Source organism: Bradyrhizobium sp. CCBAU 45384 (genome assembly GCF_028128665.1).
Classification (GTDB): domain Bacteria; phylum Pseudomonadota; class Alphaproteobacteria; order Rhizobiales; family Xanthobacteraceae; genus Bradyrhizobium; species Bradyrhizobium manausense.
The window spans coordinates 184210-202525 of record NZ_LBIZ01000118.1 but is presented as its reverse complement, the minus strand read 5'-3'; the positions used below and the strand labels follow the sequence as shown (position 1 = coordinate 202525).

Here is an 18316-nt window from a genome sequence, read left to right as displayed (position 1 = left end):
AAGGAAGGTAGCCTTTTCCGAATTCAGGAGGAAAGTAGCTCGTGTCCGATAACGCTCTGCTCCAGTCCCGTCGTGCCGCTGCAATTCCACGTGGGCTCGCTTCCGCGTTTCCCGTTTTTGCCACTCGCGCGGACAATTCCCAGCTATGGGACGCGGACGGCAATCGCTTTATCGATTTCGCCGGCGGCATAGCGGTCCTGAACACCGGGCACAGACATCCCGCGGTTCTGAAGGCGGTTCAGGCTCAATTGGCCGCCTACACTCATACCGCGTTCCAGGTCATCCCTTACGAGCCCTATGTGGCCCTGTGCGAACGACTCAGTAAACTTGCGCCCTTCAAGGGCGATGCCAAGAGCATCTTGTTCTCGACCGGCGCGGAGGCGGTCGAGAACGCCGTGAAGATCGCGCGCGCCCACACGCGCCGCACGGACGTGATCGCGTTTTCCGGCGGTTTTCATGGCCGTACTCTCATGACGAGTGCGCTGACGGGAAAGATTGCGCCCTACAAGAAAAAGTTCGGTCCGATGCCGGCCGGAGTCTGGCACGTCCCCTTCCCGGTGCCGCAGTATGGAACGTCGGTCGCCGACACTTTGAACGCGATCGACCATCTGTTTCGTGCGGACGTCGAACCGGCGAACGTTGCGGCGGTCATCATCGAGCCGGTTCAGGGCGAGGGTGGGTTTCACCCGGCTCCGGCCGAACTGCTTGCCGCGTTACGACGCATCTGCGACGCCGAAGGTATCGTCCTGATCGCCGATGAGGTGCAGACCGGATTCGGGCGCACCGGAAAGATGTTTGGCATCGAGCATTCCGGCATCGAACCCGATCTCGTCACGATTGCGAAATCCCTCGCCGGCGGATTTCCGCTTTCCGGCGTCATCGGGAGGTCGGCCATCATGGAGGCTCCAGAGCCCGGTGGTCTGGGCGGCACGTATGCCGGTAACCCGATAGCGTGCGCAGCAGCGCTTGCGGTTCTCGATGTCATTGTCGAGGAAAAACTGCTCGACCGAGCCAACAGGCTTGGCGCGCTGGTGCGGGACGAGCTTCAGCACATCGCGCGGCGCAACGATACGATTCCAATTGGGTTCGTTCGCGGCCCAGGAGCGATGGTCGCATTCGATGTATTGAAGTCGGGCGGGGCCGCGGAGCCCGATCCCGACGGGACAAAACGGGTGATTCAGGAGGCCTTGAAGCAGGGGCTGATTCTCCTGGCCTGTGGCGCACATGCCAATACCATCCGATTGCTGATGCCACTCACGATATCGGACACCCTCCTGATCGAGGGGCTTGCCAAGCTTCAAAACGCCCTCGCCAACGCGCGCTGAGTACAAGCCCATGCTGAAATCGATGCCGCTTGTCGAACGGCTTGCCGACCGTTCGCTTCTGAGGTTGCAGGCTTACATCAACGGTCAATTTGTCGGTGTCGCAAACACCACCGTCAAGAATCCTGCGAATGGACAAGTGATTGCAGCTGTGTCCGGTGTCGGCGCTCAGGAAACGACGAATGCAGTCGAGGCTGCTGCCGCTGCCTTTGGGCCCTGGGCGGCACGAACCTGCAAGGAGCGGAGCGCAATCCTTCGCCGCTGGTTCGATCTCGTAGTTGCCGCGCGCGAGGATCTCGCGATCATTCTCACCAGTGAGCAGGGGAAGCCACTCGCCGAGGCACGAGGAGAGATCGACTACGCGGCGGCCTACATCGAATTCTACGCAGAAGAAGCAAAGCGGGTTGCTGGGGAGCTCCTTTCCTCGCATCGTGCAGACGCGCGCATTTTAGTGCAGCGGCGTCCGATTGGAGTCGTGGCGGCCATCACGCCCTGGAATTTTCCAGCTGCCATGATCACTCGCAAGATCGCTCCGGCGCTCGCGGCTGGCTGTACCGCCGTGGTGAAGCCCGCGCCGGAAACGCCGCTCACGGCGCTCGCTCTCGCCGAGCTCGCCCATCGCGCCGGGTTTCCTGCCGGAACGCTGAATGTGATCACCGGAGATGCCAAGGAGATCGGCTCGGTTCTTACGACGCATCCGGCGGTGCGCCTCGTGGGTTTTACGGGCTCCACGGCTGTTGGGAAGGTGTTGATGGCTCAGGCGGCGGCGACCGTCAAAAGAGTTGCTCTTGAACTCGGTGGTAATGCGCCGTTCATTGTTTTCGACGACGCCGATCTTGATGGTGCCGTCGAAGGTACACTCGTTTCAAAATACAGAAACATGGGACAAACATGCGTCTGCACCAACCGGATCTACGTTCAGGATGGTGTTCACGACGCTTACGTGAAGAAACTGGCTGCCAAGGTCGCCACGCTGCGCGTGGGCGATGGACTCGATGACAATGTCGAGCAGGGGCCTCTCATCAACGAACGGGCATTGGCCAAGGTCGAGGCGCATCTTGACGATGCCGTGTCCAAGGGCGCCTCAATCGTCATTGGCGGTCAGCGCCACCCCCTTGGTGGCACTTTTTTTGAGCCGACCGTACTTCAAGGCGCGACCGACGAGATGCTTCTGAGCCAGGAAGAAACGTTCGGTCCGATTGCCCCCATCTTTCGCTTCAGGAGCGAGGACGAGGTCGTCGCGGCGGCAAACAGCACGACATCGGGGCTCGCCGCCTACCTCTACTCCCGCGACGTCAGCCGCATCTTTCGCGTCCTCGAGAGACTCGACTTCGGAATCGTCGGGATCAACACGGGCCTGATTTCAACCGAGCTCGCTCCCTTCGGCGGAGTGAAAGAGAGCGGCAACTCCCGCGAAGGATCGCACCATGGGATTCTCGAATTTACTGAACTGAAATACGCATGTCTTGCAGTTCGGGCTTGAAATCCGAGGCGGGCGATGGCTACGTTGCTCTTGGTCGAGGCGTTTGGCTCGTGCAATTCATGCCACATCCACCATCGCGTGACCATGAACGGAAACAAGGCAGTGGCATTCCCGGCCAGTCCAGGCTCCTTTGCCTCAGACAGAATTGGACGACGCTCCCGTCTCGACAACCCTATCCGGAGACATTGATAGTCATGACGAGCGGCCACGACTTTTCGATAACCAAGGCCGACACGCGCGCACCTTCCGGAAGTTCTGATCGATGATGGCGACCGCTCAGGATATGCCGGCAGCACGAGAGGACGCCATTCAAGGCAGCATGGCCATGCCCGCGCCCATCCTGGTGCGCTTTTCCGGCATTCAGAAGACCTATGATGGCGAGCACCTCGTGGTGAAGCACCTCGATCTCGACATCAAAAAGGGCGAGTTCATCACGCTGCTCGGCCCCTCGGGCTCGGGCAAGACCACCACGCTGATGATGCTGGCCGGCTTCGAGGTGCCGACCCAGGGCGAGATCTACCTCGCCGACCGCCCGATCAAGAACATGCCGCCGCACAAGCGCGACATCGGCATGGTGTTCCAGAACTATGCGCTGTTTCCGCACCTGACGATCGAGGAGAACGTCGCCTTCCCGCTCTCCGTGCGCAAGACGAGCAAGGCGGAAACGCAGGAGCGCGTCAAGGCGGCGCTGCGCATGATCAAGATGGAAACGCTGGCGCAGCGGCGGCCCGGGCAGCTTTCCGGCGGCCAGCAGCAGCGCGTGGCGCTGGCGCGCGCGCTGGTGTTCAACCCGCAGCTGGTGCTGATGGACGAGCCGCTCGGCGCGCTCGACAAGCGCCTGCGCGAGCAGATGCAGCTGGAGATCAAGCAGCTGCACGAGACCATGGGCATCACCGTCGTCTACGTCACCCACGACCAGAGCGAAGCGCTCACCATGTCGGACCGCATCGCCGTGTTCAACGACGGCATCGTGCAGCAGATCGACAGGCCCGATGCGCTGTACGAGCGTCCGGTGAACAGCTTCGTCGCCAATTTCGTCGGCGAGAACAACGTGCTGTCAGGCACGGTCGAGACAACAGACAAGGATTATTGCCGCGTCTTGCTGGCCGCCGGCGGCACCGTCATGGCCCGTGCGGTCAACGTCTCGGGCGCGGGAGCTGCGACCTCGCTGTCGGTGCGGCCGGAGCGGGTCGCGATTGTCCCCGACGGCGCCTCCAGCGACGGTGCGAACCGGCTGCCGGCCAAGGTGCAGAACACCATCTATCTCGGCGACCATGCGCTGGCCGTGCTCGATGTCGCCGGGAATACAGAGTTCATGGTCAAGCTGCAGCCAGGCGCGCATGACCGGCTGAGATCAGGTGAAAGCGTCTTCATCAGCTTCCGCCCCGAGGACTGCCTCGCGCTCGACCCCGTTTGATTGACCGATCAACCTCAACGCAACTCACCAGAAGAAGGACAACGACCATGCTGAAGCGCAAGACCAGCAAGATGACTGGCAAGATTGCTCTGGGTTTCGTCGCGGCGTTCACCGCCAGCGCGGCGCTGGCGACGGTTGCGCAGGCGCGTGACCTCACCGTCGTGTCGTGGGGCGGCGCCTATCAGGACGCGCAGAAGAAGGTCTATTTCGAGCCGTTCAAGAAGGCGTCAGGCATTGCCATGAACGACGAATCCTGGGACGGCGGCGTCGGCGTGTTGCGCGCCAAGGTGCAGGGTGGCGCCGCCACCTGGGACGTCGTGCAGGTCGAGAGCGACGAGCTCGCGGTCGGCTGCGAGGAAGGCCTCTACGAGAAGCTGGATTATTCCAAGATCGGCGGCGAGGCCGCCTATATCCAGCCGTCGGTCAATCCCTGCGGCGTCGGCGCCATCCTCTATGATTTCGTGCTCGGCTACGACAAGGACAAGCTGAAGGAAGCGCCCAATGGCTGGGCCGACTTCTTCGACACCAAGAAGATCCCCGGCAAGCGCGCCTTGCGCCAGGGCCCGAAGACCACACTCGAGATCGCCCTCATGGCCGACGGCGTCCCGCCGAAGGACGTCTACAAGGTGCTGGCGACCGACGAAGGCGTCGATCGCGCGTTCAAGAAGCTCGACACCATCAAGGGCGACCTCGTCTGGTGGAAGGCCGGCGCCCAGCCGCCGCAATTGCTCGCCTCCGGCGAGGTGGCCATGACCTCGGTCTACAACGGCCGGATCGACACTGCGAACAAGAACGAGAAGAAGAACTTTGGCATGGTGTGGGACGGCGCGCTGTTCACGCTCGACAGCTGGGTCATCCTGAAGGGCAGCCCGAACAAGGACGCGGCCTACAAATTCCTGGACTTCGTCGGCAAGGCGGAAAACCAGTCCAAGCTGTCGCAGAACATTGCCTACGGCACCTCGAACAAGGATGCCGCCGCCCTGATCCCGCCGGCCGTCCTGAAGGATCTGCCGACGGCGCCTGACAACATCAAGAACGCGGTCGAGATCAACGTCGCCTTCTGGCTCGAAAACATCGACAAGCTGACCGAGCGCTTCAACAAATGGGCCGCGAAATAGCGCGCGATCGAACCGGCGTGCGGCGCGGGCGGAGGGGCGAGACCCTTTCGCCGGCGCACCGCCCCTTGCCTGAAATGATCAACCCATGACAGCAGCCTCCCTCACCGGCGCCGATGTGAAGACCAACGTGTCGCTCAAGCGCCGCCTGAAGCGGGCGGAGCGCGCGCGCCAGATCAAGGCGCTGGCGCTGGTTCTACCGCTGCTGCTGTTTCTGCTGTTCACCTTCGCCGGGCCCATCGCCGGCATGCTGTGGCACGCGGTCGATGACCACGAGGTGCGCCAGGTTCTACCGCAGACGGTCGCGGCTCTCGCCAGTTGGGACGGCAAGGATGTGCCGGACGAAAAGGCCTATGCCGCCCTGGCAAGCGACATCGAGGCGGCGCGCACCGCCGGCACCATCGCCATCGCCGCCAAGCGGCTCAACTACGCCCAAAACGGTTTTCGCACGATCCTCACCAGCACCGCACGCAATCTGAAAGCGATGCCGGAGCCGGGCACGGCCAAGGAGACGCTGGGCAAGATCAACCCGGCCTGGCGCGACCGCGCCACCTGGACGACGATCAGGGGCGCCAGTGGTCCGGTCACCAGCTTCTACCTGCTGGGCGCGCTCGACCTTGTCAGGAACGCGGACGGCGCGATCGTCGCGGCTCCGCCGGATCAGGCCATCTACCGCGATGTCTTCGGCCGCACTTTCCTGATCAGCCTCGGTGTCACGGTGCTCTGCCTGGTCCTCGGCTTCCCGGTCGCCTATTTGCTGGCGACGCTGCCGCCGGGCCGGTCGAACCTGTTGATGATCTTCGTGCTGCTGCCGTTCTGGACCTCGCTTCTGGTTCGAACCTGCGCCTGGATCGTGCTGTTGCAAAGCAAGGGCGTCGTCAATGACAGCCTGCACTGGCTCGGCATCATCGACGAGCCGCTGCGCCTGATCTACAACCGCTTCGGCGTCTGCGTGGCCATGACCCACGTGCTGCTGCCGTTCATGATCCTGCCGCTGTACAGCAGCATGAAGGCGATCTCGCCGGCCTATATGCGTGCCGCCGCCTCGCTTGGTGCATCGCCCATCACCGCTTTCCTGCGGATCTATATGCCGCAAACCCTGCCCGGCATCGGCGCGGGCAGCCTGCTCGTCTTCATCCTGGCGCTCGGCTATTACATCACGCCGGCCCTCGTCGGCGGCGCCGCCGACCAGATGATCAGCTACTTCATCGCGCTCTACACCACCGAAACAGCTAATTGGGGCCTGGCTTCGGCGCTGGGCGCGGTGCTGCTGCTCGCGACCGTCCTGCTCGCGCTCGTCTATGGCAAGCTGGTGCAGGGCCAGCAGGTGACGGGAGGGATGAAGAATTGAGCGACGCTTCCTCCTTGCGCACACCCAGCCAGCGCATCGCCTGGACCGCAACCATCGTCATCTCGACGCTGGTCTTCATCTTCCTGATCGCGCCGATCCTGGCGATCATGCCGCTGTCCTTCAGCTCGGGTTCGTATCTCACTTATCCGCTGCCGGGTCTCTCCTTGCGTTGGTACGACGACTTCATCAGCTCACCGCGCTGGATGAACTCGCTGAAGAACAGCATGATCATCGGCGTGGCCTCGACGCTGTTGTCGATGGTTCTCGGCACGCTGGCAGCCCTTGGGCTGGCGCAGTGGAAGAGCCGGTTCAAGCCGCTGGTGCTGGCCTTCGTGCTGTCGCCGGTGGTCGTGCCCGGCGTCATCACCGCGGTCGGTCTCTATTTCTTCTTCGCGCCGATTGGCCTCACCGGCAGCTATCTCGGCCTGATCCTGGCTCACACCGCGCTGGCAACGCCGTTCGTGGTGATCACGGTCGGCGCGACGCTGCAAAGCTTCGACACCAACCTCGCCCGCGCCGCCGCCTCGCTCGGCGCCTCGCCGCTTCTGGCGTTCCGCCGGGTGATCCTGCCGCTGATCCTGCCGGGACTCGCATCGGGTGCACTGTTCGCCTTCGCGACCAGCTTTGACGAGGTGGTGATCGTGCTGTTCATGGCAGGGCCCGAGCAGCGCACTTTGCCGCGCGAAATGTTCAGCGGCATCCGCGAGAACATCAGCCCGACCATCACGGCAGCCGCGGTGATCCTGACGACGGTCTCGGTGATCCTGCTCGCGACGCTGGAGGGCCTGCGCCGGCGTAACGAGCGGCTCAAGGGCGGCGGCTGAGCCGCGGGGATCTTCTTCTTTCTCCCCTTGTGGGAGAAGGTGGCGTAGGCGACCTTCGGTCGCCGTTCCAAAGAGGATGCCGAAGCGAAGCTTCGAACGGCGCCGGATGAGGGGTATCTGTCCGCGCATTCAATTGAGAGTTGGACTCGCGGAGAGAACCCCTCACCCGTCTCGCCGCTATCGCGGCGAGCCACCCTCTCCCCAAGGGGAGAGGGTTAGGAACACCGCCCGCCCCTTCCGATTTTGCATTCTGCTATGGCGCGGAGCGCTTAGCTGCGATCGCCGATAGCCGCTAGAACAGTCCCCGCAACAACGCCCCAACGACAATACACAGGGAGAAACGATATGCATAAACTCATCGCCGCGGTCGCGGCCGGCCTCGCCGTCGCCGCCACACCGGGCGCGGCACAGGCGCAGATTTCCGACAACGTCGTCAAGCTCGGCGTGCTCACGGACATGTCGAGCCTCTACGCCGACGCGACCGGCAAGGGCTCGCTCGCCGCGGTCGAGATGGCCGTAGCCGACTACGGCGGCAAGGTCGCGGGCGTGCCGATCCAGGTCGTGTCCGCCGACCACCAGAACAAGCCCGACGTCGGCGTCAACATCGCCCGCAACTGGTACGACAACGAGAAGGTGGACGCCGTGATGGACGTGCCGACCTCCTCGGTCGCGCTGCCGATCTCGGCGCTGACGCGCGAGAAGAACAAGATCAACATCAATTCCGGCGGCGGCTCGTCCGACATCACCGGCACCGCCTGCTCGCCCAACACGGTGCACTGGACCTACGACACCTACGCGCTGTCGAATGTCGCCGGCAAGGCGATGGTGAAGCGCGGCGAGGACACCTGGTTCTTCGTCACCGCCGACTATGCCTTCGGCATGGCGCTCCAGCGTGACGCCGCGAATGTGGTCAAGGAGAGCGGCGGCAAGGTGCTCGGCGAAGTCCGCCATCCGCTCAACTCGTCGGACTTCTCGTCCTTCCTGCTCCAGGCCCAGGCCTCGAAGGCCAAGGTGGTCGCGCTGGCGAATGCCGGCGGCGACACCACCAATGCGCTGAAACAGGCCTCGGAGTTCGGCTTGACCCAAGGCGGCCAGAAGATGATCGCGCTGCTGCAGGAAATCACCGACACGCATTCACTCGGCATCAAGGCAACGCAAGGCCTGATCGTCACGGACGCGTTCTACTGGGACATGAACGACGAGACGCGAGCCTTCTCCAAGCGCTTCAACGAGAAGGTCGGGCACATGCCGACTATGATCCAGGCCGGCCTCTATTCCGCGACCATGCATTATCTGAAGGCGATCGAAGCCATCAAGAGCGACGAAGCGCCGAAGGTGATGGAGCAGATGCGCAAGACGCCGATCAACGACTTCTTCGCCAAGAATGGCAAGATCCGCATCGACGGCCGCATGGTCCACGACATGTATCTGTTCGAGGTGAAGAAGCCCGAGGAATCCAAAGGCGAGTGGGATCTCTACAAGCTGATCGCCACCGTGCCCGGCGACGAAGCCTTCCGTCCGCTCGACAAGGGCGGCTGCCCGCTGGTGAAGGGGAATTGAGGATCTTCTTCCCGTGAAAAAGACACGACAGCGCGCCCGGTGAAAGCCGGGCGCGCTGCGTTCAGGCGTTTAGAAGCCATTACTCCGAGTACTTGAACTCGGGCATGTTCTTCAGCTCGTCCTTGGTCGCATTGAACACGGCGTGGTCAGGATACCACTTCGAGCTCGACGACGCCGTCGTGGTGGTGGTCGCAGCAGGCCTGTCGGTGCCGGTCGCAGCACCCGTCGTCGTGGTCGCAGCGGGCTTGGCGCCCGGGTTCGTCCCGGCGCCGGTGTAGGCCACGGCCTCATTGACGAACTTCAACTTCTCATACGGCACGGCAACGAGATGCTCGCCCATGCCGAGGAAGCCGCCGACGCCAATCACAGCGATTTTCACGGCGCCGCTCTTGTCCATCAGCAGATCGTTGATCGAGCCGATGTTCTCGTTCGCCTCGTTATAAACCTTCACGCCTGCCATCTTCGAGGCGCGCCATTCGCCCGACGCGCTCGTGGTTGTCGTCGTCGCGGTCGAAGCGGTGGGCGATTTGTCGGCGGTGGTGGCGGCCGGGTTCTGCGCAAACGCAACGGTCGCAAGCAAGGCAGTGCCGGCCAGGCCGGCAGCGATCGATTTCATCAACATGGTTTGTCCTCTCCTTCAGCAGAAAACTCGTGCGGGGAAAACAGCGACGGTCACCAGCAGTTCCCAAGGTGCGGCAATTTCGTCGCGCCTTTGTGGCACTGCGGCGCGAGGAAAAGTTCCTGGAACGCGCGAGGCGCACAGTTCCTCGCCGACAATCATGCGCCCTGGGATGAAGCATGCTGGCGGCGCCGGCGTTGCGGGGCGTTGCCGACATGCGCTCGGAAATATACTGAAACAATAATCTTCGCCTTTTGGCCCGAATCTTGGACAAACAAGGCCCATGGCCATTCCTTCTCCCAACATCCTGGTCGTCGAGGACGATCGCGAAACCCGGACCTTGATTGCGAAATATCTGCGCAACAACGCCTGCAACGTCACCGCCGTGAGCGACGGCCGCGAGATGTCGCGAGCCATGGCCGACCACCGCGTTGATCTCATCATCCTCGACGTCATGCTGCCCGGCGAAGACGGCCTCAGCCTGTGCCGCAAGGTGCGCTCCGAGGCGCAGACGCCGATCATCATGCTGACCGCGCGCGGCGAGGACGTCGATCGCATCGTCGGCCTCGAAATGGGCGCGGACGATTATCTGCCGAAGCCGTTCAACCCGCGCGAGCTGCTCGCGCGGATCAATGCGGTGCTGCGGCGTCAGGCTTCCGCACAGGCCGCGAGCTCGATCGAGGGCGCCCCGACACTCGCCTTCGAAGGCTGGCGCATCGATTTGCGGCTGCGCGAGCTGCGCAATCCGGAAGGCGCCCGCGTCGCGGTGACCAGCGCCGAGTTCGACCTGCTCAGGACGTTCTGCGAGCGTCCCGGTCGCGTGCTGTCCCGCGACAGCCTGCTCGACCTGACGCAGGGCCGCAACACCGGCTCGTTCGAGCGCTCCATCGACGTGCTGGTCAGCCGCATCCGCCGCAAGATCGAGCCCAATCCGGCCGATCCCACCATCATCAAGACGGTGCGTTCCGGAGGCTACCTGTTTACGCCTCGAACGGAAGTGTGTGCCACGCCGGCGAGCTACTGACGGGCTCTGCGACGATGAAGCCGTTCGGGTTCTTTCACCTCAAGGGCATCGGCGGACAGATCGCCGCGCTGGTGCTGGCTTCGACCGTCGCGCTGCACCTCGTCGTCACCACCGCGTTCCTGCTCAGCCGCCCCGACCGCCCGGACACGTCGCCTGATGGCGCGCATCAGCTGACCGATGCGGCGCTGCTGCTCGGCTCGGCGAGGCCCGACGACCGGCCGCGCCTCGTCGCAGATCTCGCGCGCGCCTTCCCGAAGCTCAACCTCGAAACATTGGCGCCCGGCGCAGCGGCGATGGTCGACGACAGCGAAGCCCAGCACCTGCGTGGCATCCGCCGTCATCTCGGCCGCGGCTACAAGGTGGTGCAGCTCGCGCCGGAGGGCGATGCCCGTCGCGTCGGCGTGGAATTGCCCGACGGCACCGTGATTGCAGGCCATGTCGAAAGCGGCCCGCGTCCGTGGTTCTGGGGCGCACCGTGGCTCATCACGCTGATGACCGCCTTCATCTGCATCACCGTGCTCGGCCTGTGGGCCGCACGCGCGCTGGCGGCGCCGCTGTCGTCCTTTGCCAAGGCGGCCGAGAATTTCAGCCTGGACGGGACCGCCGATCCGCTGCCCGAGCGCGGTCCGGAGGAGATCCGCTCCGTGGCCCGCGCGCTCAACCGCATGCATGAGCGCATTGCGCGCCTGATGTCGGATCGCACCAGGATGCTGGCGGCAATCAGCCACGATCTGCGCACTCCGATCACGCGGCTGCGCCTGCGCGCCGAGTTCATCGCGGACGAAGGCAACCGCAAGCGCATGCTTGTTGACCTCGACCAGATGCGCTCGATGCTGGAGAGCGTGCTGTCGCTGCTGCGCAACGACCGCAAGATCGAGGCGGTGACGCTGGTCGATATCGCCTCTACGCTGCAGCTCATCGCCGACCAGTTCGGCGACACGGGCCATGTCGTGCATTACGAAGGCCCGCCATCCGCGACCGCCGCAGCGCGGCCCGACGATCTGCATCGCGGCGTCACCAACCTGGTCGAGAACGCGGTGCGCTTCGGCGCCGAGGTCACGATCCGCCTCGATGTATCCAGCACAAAACTCGTCATCGATGTCGAGGATGACGGCCCCGGCATTTCGGACGCGCGCAAGCAGGAGATGCTGGAGCCGTTCGTGCGCGGCGACGATGCGCGCACCATGGACGATGCGACCGGCTTCGGCCTTGGCCTGTCGATCGCGCGCGCAATCGCGCTCGCCCATGGCGGCGAGCTGTCGCTGCACGACCGCCAGCCGCACGGGCTGATCGTCCGAATGCAATTGCCGATATGGCAGCAGCCGCGGCTGGCCGCCTAAGGCCTTCGCCTCAGGCCGCGAGCGGGACGGTCACGGGCTCATCGAAGATCGCGATCGCCTCGAAGTGATAGCCACAAGCCTGGCATTTCCAGAGATAGGAAATGCGTCCCTCGCCCGGCTCGATCCAGTCCGGGAACGGGATCGGTGTCCCGCATTGTGCACACGGATTATGCGTGGGGATGTCGCCGATGTCTGCTGGGGTCACGGACGTCCTCCCGAATGCTGGTGGTGCGGTTTTTGGGCGGATGCACCAATGGACAGACCTGCTGTCGCGTAAGGCACTCCGCCGGCTCCGAACCTAACCCATGTTTGAGTCGTAAAAACGACGGCTCGGCGAAAATCGCCGGTGGCGGCGTTTCGCCACATCATCGCCGTGTTCGGCAGGCCTAACGCGCACGGTCCAGGTCAGTTCTGCCGGGGAACATTTCAATGAAAATTTTGCGCATCGCCGTTCTCGCGGCAGTCGGGCTGATATTGCCGCAGGCCGCAATCGCAGGCCAGGCCGACTATGCAGAGATGGTTGCGATGCATGCGCGCGCCAACGGCGTGCCGGAGGCGCTGGTGCATCGCGTCATCATGCGCGAGAGCCGCTATCAGCCGGGCCTGGTCGGCCATGGCGGCACCATCGGGCTGATGCAGATCAAGCTCGCGACCGCCCGCGGCCTCGGCTACACCGGCGATGCGAGCGGCCTGCGCGACCCCAACACCAATCTCACCTATGCCGTCAAATATCTCGCCGGTGCCTATCACGCCGCCAATGGCGATCACGACCGGGCCGTGCGTTATTTCGCGGGCGGCTATTACTATGCTGCAAAGCGGCAGCGCCAGGAGATGGTGCGAGAGGCAAGCTTCGAGCCTCAGCTGGAGCCGAACGGCAATCCTCAGCCGATGTTCGGCCCCGCGCCGCATCGCAAGCTGGCCCAGCAGGTCCGCAACGCGCGGGCGCAGGTTCCACACGATTGATCGTCATTCCGGGATGGTGCGAAGCACCAGACCCGGAATCTCGAGATTCCGGGTTCGATGCTTCGCATCGCCCCGGAATGACGGGGCTGCAACATGCGTTGACCACCCTGTCCTACTGGCCTACATTAGAGCCGTTCCGAGGGGTGCTCCGAGGAGGAGCTGAGATACCGCTAAATGGGCAAGCCTGCACTTCGGCAAGCACGCCCAGGACCGCGGTGACCCTTTGAACCTGATCCGGGTCATGCCGGCGAAGGGACAGGGATGTTGCAGACGACCAAGCGACCGGATTCCCCGGTATCCATCATCGGCGCAGGCATAGCCGGAGCCTGGCAGGCGCTGCTGTTCGCGCAAGCCGGCCACGCCGTGACCCTGCACGAGCGCGGTGACGCTGACATGACCGATGCCACCAGCCATTGGGCCGGCGGCATGCTTGCGCCCTATTGCGAGGCGGAGGTCGCCGAGCCCATCATCAGCCGCCTGGGGCTTCGCTCGCTCGATATCTGGCGCCGCGAGCTGCCCGACACCCCCTTCAACGGCTCGCTGGTCGTCGCCCATCCGCGCGAGCGCAACGATTTCGAGCGCTTTGCCCGGATGACCGAGGGCCATCGCCGGCTCGATGCCGGGGGCCTTGCCGAACTCGAACCGTCGCTGGAAGGCCGTTTTCGCGAGGCGCTGTTCTTCCCGACCGAGGGCCATGTCGAGCCACGCCGCGTGCTGCCGAAGCTGCACGAGCGCATCGTCGCCGCCGGCGGCACCATCAAGTTCGGCAGCGACGTCACGGCCGCCGAGCTCGCAAACCTTGATCCCAAAAGCCTCGTGATCGACTGCCGCGGCCTTGCCGCGCGCGAGGAGCAGCCTGGCTTGCGCGGCGTCAAGGGCGAGATGATCCTGATCGAGACCCGCGAGGTGCAGCTGTCGCGCCCCGTGCGGCTGATCCATCCGCGCTGGCCGCTCTACGTCATCCCGCGCGAGGCCAATCTGTTCATGCTGGGCGCGACCTCGATCGAGGCCGAAGACACCGGCGTCAGCGTCCGCTCGGCGCTGGAGCTCTTGGGCGCCGCCTATGCCGTACATCCGGCGTTCGGCGAGGCCCGCATCGTCGAATTCGGCTCCGGCCTTCGCCCCGCCTTTCCCGACAATTTACCGCGCATCGGCGTGCACGGCGGCACGATCAGCGTCAACGGGCTCTACCGCCACGGCTTCCTGATCGCCCCCGCCCTCGCCGAGCTGACGCTGGCTTTCGTCGAGCGCGGCCAGATCGACAATGAGGTGATGCAATGCGCGTGATCGTCCAATGCTTGTAATCGTCAATGGCGAGCAGCGCGAGATCAATTCAGCCAGCGTCGATGCGCTGCTGTCCGAGCTCGACTACGAGGGCACCCATTTCGCCATCGCGCTGAACTACGACGTGGTGCCGAAGAGCCGCTGGGCCGAGACGAGCTTGAAGCCCGGCGACGAGATCGAGATCATCACGCCGCGGCAGGGAGGGTGAGGGAATGAATGCCTCCACGAACTCAGCCGTCATCCCCGCGCGAGCGCATAGCGCTCGTCGCTGGAGGTGCGAGCCGTCTTCGGCTCGCCTCGAAGGATGGCCGCAAGCGGCGCTGTCATCCTTCGAGGCGCGCAAGTGCGCGCACCTCAGGATGACGGTCTGTGCAAGTTGCCTGCAAGGAAATTAGAGCCATGGTGACCTTCTACGGCAAGACCTTCGCCTCCCGCCTCCTCATCGGCAGCGCGCTCTATCCCTCGCCTTCCATCATGCAGGACGCCATCCGCGCCTCCGGCTCCAACATCGTCACGGTGTCGCTGCGCCGCGAATCCGCGGGCGGCAAGACCGGGGACGCGTTCTGGAAGCTGATCCGCGAGCTCGACGTCGCGGTGCTGCCGAACACCGCCGGCTGCCGCACCGTGCGCGAGGCCGTGACCACCGCAAAGCTCGCCCGCGAGTTGTTCGGCACCTCCTGGATCAAGCTGGAGGTCATCGCCGACAACGACACGCTGCAGCCCGACGTCGTCGGCCTCGTCGAGGCCGCCACCATCCTGATCAAGGACGGCTTTGAGGTGTTCCCCTATTGCACCGAGGATCTCTCGGTCGCCAATCGCCTGGTCGAAGCGGGGTGCAAGGTGGTGATGCCGTGGGCCGCGCCGATCGGCAGCGCCAAGGGCATCATCAACCGCGACGCGCTCAAGCTGCTGCGCGAGCGGCTGCCCGACATCACGCTGGTGGTCGACGCCGGCATCGGCGCGCCGAGCCATGCGGCCGAAGCGCTCGAGCTCGGCTATGACGCCGTGCTGCTCAACACCGCGATCGCCAAGGCCGCCGATCCCGTCGCGATGGCGGGCGCCTTCCGCCTCGGCGTCGAGGCCGGCCGCACCGCTTATGAGGCCGGGCTGATGAACGCCCGCGACTTCGCCTCTCCTTCCACCCCTGTCGTTGGGACCCCGTTCTGGCATGCCGTATCCTGATCGCGACGCGTATCCTGATCGCTTTTATCCTGTGGTCGACAGCCTGGCGTGGGTCGAACGCCTGACCAGGCTCGGCGTCGGCACCATTCAGCTGCGCGCGAAAAATCTCGACGACGCGCAGGCCTTGCAGATCGTCACCGACGCGCTCGCGATCACGAAAGGCACGCAAGCCAAGCTGGTCGTGAACGACTATTGGCGCGCGGCGATCGTCGCCGGCGCCAAATATCTGCATCTCGGCCAGGAGGATCTGGCGGAGGCCGACCTCAAGGCGATCCGCGAAGCGGGCCTTCTCCTCGGCATCTCCACCCATGACGACGATGAGCTCGCGACCGCGCTCGAGGCCAAGCCCGACTACGTCGCGCTCGGCCCGATCTTCTTCACCACGCTCAAATCGATGCGCTTCGAACCTCAGGGCATTCCCAAGATCACGGAGTGGAAGCAGCGTATCGGCACCATCCCGCTGGTCGCGATCGGCGGCATCAAGTTCGAGCACGCCGCGGAGATCTTTGCGGCGGGTGCGGATTCCATTGCCGTCGTCAGCGACGTCACCCAGAACGCCGACCCGGACGCGCGCGTGCGTCAATGGCTGGGCCAGAAGGAGGCGGCATGATGCATATCCTGCTCTCACCCCACACAACACTGTCATCGCCCGTCTTGACCGCCGCGGCTTCACGGCTCCAGCCGCACCGCCTCGGAATACTGGATCCCCGCCTTCGCGGGGATGACGGAGAGCCTTCCACCCGGCGTCATTCCGGGGCACGCGAAGCGTGAACCCGGAATCTCGCTCAACAACCTCGAGGTTCCGGATCGGACCGCTATGCGGTCCGTCCGGAACGACGCCCATTAACCGGAGAACCCCATGAACATTCGCTCCAACCCCGAAAAAACCGTCCCCGCCGTCACCACCGGCCCGCTGCCCTCCTCGCGAAAGATCTTCGCCTCGCCAGACGCCGCGCCCGATCTGCGCGTGCCCTTGCGCGAGATCATCCTGTCCGAAGGCGCCGGCGAGCCGAACCTGCCGGTGTACGACACCTCGGGCCCCTACACCGACCCGTCCGTGACCATCGACGTCAACGCCGGCCTTCCCCGCAACCGCAAGCAGTGGGTGCTGGAGCGCGGCGGCGTCGAGGAATATGAGGGCCGGCAGATCAAGCCCGAGGACAATGGCAGCGTCTCCACCGACAAGGCCGCGCGCGCCTTCTCGGCCTATCACAAGCCCTTGCGCGGCCTCGACGGCCACAAGATCACCCAGCTCGAATTCGCCCGCGCCGGCATCATCACCAAGGAGATGATCTACGTCGCCGCGCGCGAAAATCTCGGGCGCAAGCAGCAGCTCGAGCGCGCCGAAGCCGCCCTTGCCGACGGCGAAAGCTTTGGCGCTTCGGTCCCAGCCTTCATCACCCCGGAGTTCGTGCGCAGCGAAATCGCGCGCGGCCGCGCCATCATTCCCTCCAACATCAACCACAGTGAGCTCGAGCCGATGATCATCGGCCGCAACTTCCTCACCAAGATCAACGCCAATATCGGCAACTCGGCGGTGACCTCGTCGGTCGAGGAGGAGGTCGAGAAGATGGTGTGGGCGATCCGCTGGGGCGCCGACACCGTGATGGACCTCTCCACGGGGCGCAACATCCACACCACGCGCGAGTGGATCCTGCGCAACGCCCCGGTGCCGATCGGCACCGTTCCCATTTATCAGGCGCTGGAGAAGTGCAACGGCGATCCGGTGAAGCTGACCTGGGAGCTCTACAAGGACACGCTGATCGAGCAGTGCGAGCAGGGCGTCGACTATTTCACCATCCACGCCGGCGTGCGCCTTCAATACATCCACCTCACCGCGAACCGCGTCACCGGCATTGTCAGCCGCGGCGGCTCGATCATGGCGAAGTGGTGCCTGGCGCATCACAAGGAAAGCTTCCTCTACACCCATTTCGACGAGATCTGCGATCTCATGCGCAAATATGACGTCTCGTTCTCGCTCGGCGACGGCCTGCGCCCGGGCTCGATCGCGGACGCCAACGACCGCGCGCAATTCGCCGAGCTCGAAACGCTCGGCGAGCTGACCAAGATCGCGTGGGACAAGGGCTGCCAGGTCATGATCGAAGGCCCCGGCCATGTGCCGATGCACAAGATCAAGATCAACATGGACAAGCAGCTCAAGGAGTGCGGCGAGGCGCCGTTCTACACGCTTGGGCCGCTGACCACCGACATCGCGCCGGGCTATGACCACATCACGTCAGGGATTGGCGCCGCCATGATCGGCTGGTTCGGCTGCGCCATGCTCTGCTACGTCACGCCGAAGGAGCATCTCGGCCTGCCGGATCGTAACGACGTCAAGACCGGCGTCATCACCTACAAGATCGCAGCCCACGCCGCCGACCTCGCCAAGGGCCACCCCGCCGCGCAACTGCGCGACGACGCCCTCTCCCGCGCGCGGTTCGAATTCCGCTGGACCGACCAGTTCAACCTCGGCCTCGATCCGGACACGGCAAAGAGCTTCCACGACGAGACCCTGCCGAAGGAAGCCCACAAGGTCGCCCATTTCTGCTCGATGTGCGGCCCAAAATTCTGCTCGATGAAGATCACGCAGGACGTGCGGGACTATGCGGCGACGCTGAACGATCCGAACAGCGTGGGCATGTCGATGCAGGGCACCGCCGAAGACGGCATGGCCAGGATGAGCGCGAAGTTCAAGGAGATGGGGAGCAGCGTTTATCTGGATGCGGAGAAGGTGAAGGAGAGTAATCGGGTGTTGTGAGGGCCTCTCCGCTCCATCAAGCAGCATTCAGCTCGTAGGGTGGGTTAGCTTTGGTGTTTCAGGAGGTTGTCCAT

At 64.1% G+C, this 18316-nt stretch carries 17 protein-coding genes and 1 riboswitch; of the genes, 15 read left to right on the top strand and 2 right to left on the bottom strand.

Annotated elements, in window-relative coordinates; all coding sequences use genetic code 11:
- The first annotated feature begins 41 nt into the window (after positions 1-41).
- The 7 genes from gabT (at position 42) to XH80_RS34730 (ending at position 9072) form a co-directional block, all read left to right on the top strand.
- A complete protein-coding gene (gene gabT / locus XH80_RS34760; protein ID WP_271602502.1) occupies positions 42-1325 on the top strand; it encodes a 4-aminobutyrate--2-oxoglutarate transaminase in 1284 nt (427 codons plus the stop codon).
- Positions 1326-1335: 10 nt separating this feature from the next.
- Entirely contained in the window at positions 1336-2805 is a 1470-nt protein-coding gene (locus XH80_RS34755) for an NAD-dependent succinate-semialdehyde dehydrogenase (protein ID WP_271602501.1), read from the top strand.
- A 319-nt stretch (positions 2806-3124) separates the two neighbouring features.
- Entirely contained in the window at positions 3125-4222 is a 1098-nt protein-coding gene (locus XH80_RS34750) for an ABC transporter ATP-binding protein (RefSeq protein WP_442868672.1), read from the top strand.
- A gap of 47 nt (positions 4223-4269) precedes the next feature.
- Positions 4270-5340, top strand: a complete 1071-nt coding sequence (locus tag XH80_RS34745) for an ABC transporter substrate-binding protein (protein ID WP_057754284.1) — start codon at positions 4270-4272, stop codon at positions 5338-5340.
- Between the two features lie 85 nt (positions 5341-5425).
- Positions 5426-6688: an ABC transporter permease gene (locus XH80_RS34740; protein ID WP_271602499.1), complete on the top strand. Its 1263-nt coding sequence runs from the start codon at positions 5426-5428 to the stop codon at positions 6686-6688.
- Positions 6685-7512, top strand: coding sequence for an ABC transporter permease (locus XH80_RS34735; RefSeq protein ID WP_057754278.1), 828 nt, complete (start codon positions 6685-6687; stop codon positions 7510-7512). Before XH80_RS34740 ends, XH80_RS34735 begins: the two co-directional genes overlap by 4 nt.
- 345 nt (positions 7513-7857) lie before the next feature.
- Complete coding sequence (locus tag XH80_RS34730) at positions 7858-9072, top strand: ABC transporter substrate-binding protein (RefSeq protein ID WP_271602498.1); 1215 nt, start codon at positions 7858-7860, stop codon at positions 9070-9072.
- Between the two features lie 79 nt (positions 9073-9151).
- Here the strand turns inward: XH80_RS34730 and XH80_RS34725 are convergent, their stop codons facing one another.
- Positions 9152-9694, bottom strand: coding sequence for a PRC-barrel domain-containing protein (locus XH80_RS34725; protein ID WP_271602497.1), 543 nt, complete (start codon positions 9692-9694; stop codon positions 9152-9154).
- A 280-nt stretch (positions 9695-9974) separates the two neighbouring features.
- Here XH80_RS34725 and XH80_RS34720 point away from each other — a divergent pair, with 280 nt between their 5' ends.
- Complete coding sequence (locus XH80_RS34720; RefSeq protein ID WP_271602496.1) at positions 9975-10715, top strand: response regulator; 741 nt, start codon at positions 9975-9977, stop codon at positions 10713-10715.
- A 14-nt stretch (positions 10716-10729) separates the two neighbouring features.
- On the top strand, positions 10730-12055 hold the full coding sequence (locus XH80_RS34715) for an ATP-binding protein (RefSeq protein ID WP_271602495.1): 1326 nt from the start codon (positions 10730-10732) through the stop codon (positions 12053-12055).
- Between the two features lie 10 nt (positions 12056-12065).
- Here XH80_RS34715 and XH80_RS34710 read toward each other — a convergent pair whose 3' ends face one another.
- Entirely contained in the window at positions 12066-12260 is a 195-nt protein-coding gene (locus tag XH80_RS34710) for a hypothetical protein (protein WP_271602494.1), read from the bottom strand.
- Between the two features lie 224 nt (positions 12261-12484).
- On the opposite strand from XH80_RS34710, the gene XH80_RS34705 reads away from it, so the two are divergent.
- From XH80_RS34705 to thiC, 6 genes are all read left to right on the top strand, one after another.
- A complete protein-coding gene (locus XH80_RS34705; RefSeq protein WP_271602493.1) occupies positions 12485-13018 on the top strand; it encodes a lytic transglycosylase domain-containing protein in 534 nt (177 codons plus the stop codon).
- 129 nt (positions 13019-13147) lie between these two features.
- Positions 13148-13292, top strand: a riboswitch (TPP riboswitch).
- Positions 13280-14305 (top strand): FAD-dependent oxidoreductase, encoded by a 1026-nt coding sequence (locus XH80_RS34700; protein ID WP_271602492.1) that lies wholly within the window; start codon positions 13280-13282, stop codon positions 14303-14305. Its footprint overlaps the riboswitch before it by 13 nt.
- Before the next feature lie 7 nt (positions 14306-14312).
- Positions 14313-14510 carry a sulfur carrier protein ThiS gene (thiS, locus tag XH80_RS34695; protein WP_271602491.1) on the top strand — a complete coding sequence of 66 codons (198 nt, stop codon included), beginning with the start codon at positions 14313-14315 and terminating at the stop codon, positions 14508-14510.
- A 191-nt stretch (positions 14511-14701) separates the two neighbouring features.
- Entirely contained in the window at positions 14702-15484 is a 783-nt protein-coding gene (locus XH80_RS34690; RefSeq protein ID WP_271602490.1) for a thiazole synthase, read from the top strand.
- Positions 15471-16094 carry a thiamine phosphate synthase gene (locus tag XH80_RS34685; protein ID WP_271602489.1) on the top strand — a complete coding sequence of 208 codons (624 nt, stop codon included), beginning with the start codon at positions 15471-15473 and terminating at the stop codon, positions 16092-16094. The genes XH80_RS34690 and XH80_RS34685 overlap by 14 nt, the downstream gene beginning before the upstream one ends.
- A gap of 249 nt (positions 16095-16343) precedes the next feature.
- The gene (thiC, locus tag XH80_RS34680; protein ID WP_271602488.1) at positions 16344-18242 is read left to right on the top strand and encodes a phosphomethylpyrimidine synthase ThiC; all 1899 of its coding nucleotides are present in this window, start codon (positions 16344-16346) and stop codon (positions 18240-18242) included.
- Positions 18243-18316: the final 74 nt, after the last annotated feature.

Bases quoted from the DNA above. Each gene is read 5' to 3' on its own strand.
- XH80_RS34755 (WP_271602501.1), top strand. From the start codon at position 1,336: ATGCTGAAATCGATGCCGCTTGTCGAACGGCTTGCCGACCGTTCGCTT.
- XH80_RS34750 (WP_442868672.1), top strand. From the start codon at position 3,125: ATGGCCATGCCCGCGCCCATCCTGGTGCGCTTTTCCGGCATTCAGAAG.
- XH80_RS34745 (WP_057754284.1), top strand. From the start codon at position 4,270: ATGCTGAAGCGCAAGACCAGCAAGATGACTGGCAAGATTGCTCTGGGT.
- XH80_RS34740 (WP_271602499.1), top strand. From the start codon at position 5,426: ATGACAGCAGCCTCCCTCACCGGCGCCGATGTGAAGACCAACGTGTCG.
- XH80_RS34730 (WP_271602498.1), top strand. From the start codon at position 7,858: ATGCATAAACTCATCGCCGCGGTCGCGGCCGGCCTCGCCGTCGCCGCC.
- XH80_RS34725 (WP_271602497.1), bottom strand. From the start codon at position 9,694: ATGTTGATGAAATCGATCGCTGCCGGCCTGGCCGGCACTGCCTTGCTT.
- XH80_RS34720 (WP_271602496.1), top strand. From the start codon at position 9,975: ATGGCCATTCCTTCTCCCAACATCCTGGTCGTCGAGGACGATCGCGAA.
- XH80_RS34715 (WP_271602495.1), top strand. From the start codon at position 10,730: ATGAAGCCGTTCGGGTTCTTTCACCTCAAGGGCATCGGCGGACAGATC.
- XH80_RS34705 (WP_271602493.1), top strand. From the start codon at position 12,485: ATGAAAATTTTGCGCATCGCCGTTCTCGCGGCAGTCGGGCTGATATTG.
- XH80_RS34700 (WP_271602492.1), top strand. From the start codon at position 13,280: ATGTTGCAGACGACCAAGCGACCGGATTCCCCGGTATCCATCATCGGC.
- thiS (WP_271602491.1), top strand. From the start codon at position 14,313: ATGCTTGTAATCGTCAATGGCGAGCAGCGCGAGATCAATTCAGCCAGC.
- XH80_RS34690 (WP_271602490.1), top strand. From the start codon at position 14,702: ATGGTGACCTTCTACGGCAAGACCTTCGCCTCCCGCCTCCTCATCGGC.
- XH80_RS34685 (WP_271602489.1), top strand. From the start codon at position 15,471: ATGCCGTATCCTGATCGCGACGCGTATCCTGATCGCTTTTATCCTGTG.
- thiC (WP_271602488.1), top strand. From the start codon at position 16,344: ATGAACATTCGCTCCAACCCCGAAAAAACCGTCCCCGCCGTCACCACC.